Below are 2,187 nucleotides of genomic sequence, written 5' to 3'. Positions count from 1 at the left end.
TCCGCGGAGCTAGCCTGGATTGCTTCGTCGCAAGAGCTCCTCGCAATGACGAGATTGGGGCGCTCATGACTGTCACCGCCGGCATAGCGCGTGTTCCACGTGAAACGGCTTGGAACCCGGCTCAGCCTGTTTCACGTGAAACAACCAAGAAGCGGAACAAGCGCTAATCCTACAATGAAGAACTAGCGCTACTTTCCGATGCAGAATTTCTGGAAAATGGCGCCAAGGACGTCCTCGACGTCCACCCGGCCCAACAGCCGGCCCAGGGCATAGGCTGCGGCGCGCAGCTCTTCGGCGGCGAGTTCCTCGCCCTCTTCTACAAGCTCCAGACTCCGGCGCAAGCTGTCTGACGCCTGGCGCAGCAGGTCCCGCTGGCGCGCCCGGGTCACCAACGCACCCTCGCTTGTTCCAAAGAACTCCGAGGCGAATTTCACCAGCGCGTCGACCAGCTCGGGAATGCCATCGCCYCGGCTGGCCGAGATCCCGAACTCGCCGCCTGGCCCGCCGCCGGCGTCAACGAGGTCGATCTTGTTGCGCACGATCCAGACCGAGCCGCCGGACCGATCGATCTTGCCGGACGCCTTCCGCAGCGATCGCATTGCCTCGGGATCGATGGCCTGCCGTCCTTCCGCCAGCCACAGCACCAGGTCGGCGTCCTCGGCCCGCGCCCGGGCCCGCCGCACACCCTCCTGCTCTACCGGATCATCGGTCTCGCGAATGCCGGCGGTGTCGATCACCGTGACGGGATAACCGTCGAGATCGAGCTGCACCTCGATCACGTCGCGCGTCGTGCCGGCATGCGGCGAAACGATCGCGACGTCGCGGCGCGCGAGCTGGTTGATCAGCGTCGACTTGCCGACATTCGGCTCGCCCGCGATCGCAACCACCAGGCCGTCACGCAGGCGTTCAGAATGTCCCTGCGCCGCAAGGACTTTTGTGATTTCTTCATGCAGCGCTTTGATCGCCTTCACGGCCGGCGCCCTCAGCTCCGCGGGCACATCGCCCTCATCGGAAAAATCGATGCCGGCCTCGATCAGCGCCGAGGCCTCGATGATACGCTCGCGCCAGTCGCGCGCACGATCGCCCAGCAGGCCCTGCAACTGCCGCAGCGCTTGGCGCCGCTGCCGGTCGGTGTCGGCGTGGATGAGATCGTCGAGGCCCTCGGCCTCGGTCAGATCGAGCTTGCCGTTCTCGAAGGCGCGCCGCGTGAACTCGCCGGGCTCGGCCGCCCGGACATTCTGAATTTCAGAAATTGCGGCGAGGAGCGCCGACAGCACGGCACGGCCGCCATGGACGTGAAATTCGGCGACGTCCTCGCCGGTCGCGCTAGCCGGCCCCGGAAACCACAGCACGACCGCATCGTCGATCGGCTGCCCTTTCCGGTCCCGGAGCAGCCGGCGGCCCGCGAGCCTGGGCGCAGGCAGCTTCCCCGCGAGTGTCGTCAGCGCGGGCCCTGCCTGCGGGCCGGAGACCCGCACGACGGCGATCGCGCTCGGAGGCCTGCCTGACGACAGCGCAAAGATGGTCTGGTCCCGCGGGTGCATGGCCTATTTGTCCGGCTACCGGCGAAAAGGCAAATATCGTTTCATGACCGCGAGACCTTCGTTTGCTGCGATTATCCCGCAGCAAACGCTCTATGTTGCGTTGCAGCATAAGGACGCTGCATTTTGCTGCGGGTTTTCCCAGCTCAACCCACCCAGGCGTGGCCGATAAAGAATATCAGTGAGTAAAACCAAATACTTGATTGACATCCCGAGAACCTGTCGGGCGCTCCTTTTGCTGCACTTTGCTGCAGCAAAGCCGCACAAAACGAAAAGGGCGCCCGAAGGCGCCCTCTGATCCCTTGCTGCGGCCAGCTCAGGTGTTCATCGAGTCGAAGAACTCGGAATTGCTCTTGGTCGAGCGCAGCTTGTCGAGCAGGAAGTCGATCGCATCCATCGTCCCCATCGGGTTCAGGATGCGGCGGAGCACGTACATCTTCTTGAGCACCTGCGGATCGGTGATGAGCTCCTCCTTGCGGGTGCCGGAGCGGGAGATGTCGATCGCCGGGAAGGTCCGCTTGTCCGAGACCTTGCGGTCCAGGATCAGCTCCGAGTTGCCGGTGCCCTTGAACTCTTCGAAGATGACTTCGTCCATGCGGCTGCCGGTATCGACCAGCGCGGTCGCGATGATGGTCAACGAGCCGCC

The 2,187-nt window shown here is 64.1% G+C and carries 1 protein-coding gene and 1 pseudogene; both read right to left on the bottom strand.

Annotation, left to right across the window (positions count from 1 at the left end; all coding sequences use genetic code 11):
- Positions 1–188: 188 nt before the first annotated feature.
- Positions 189–1,544, bottom strand: coding sequence for a tRNA uridine-5-carboxymethylaminomethyl(34) synthesis GTPase MnmE (gene mnmE / locus ACXJL8_RS39380; RefSeq protein ID WP_456621471.1), 1,356 nt, complete (start codon positions 1,542–1,544; stop codon positions 189–191).
- Positions 1,545–1,857: 313 nt separating this feature from the next.
- A pseudogene (locus ACXJL8_RS39375) lies at positions 1,858–2,187 on the bottom strand (transcription termination factor Rho); the annotation flags it as partial.

It is taken from the genome of Bradyrhizobium sp. P5_C11_2, from assembly GCF_054049755.1.
This window is presented reverse-complemented; position numbering and strand designations above follow the sequence as displayed.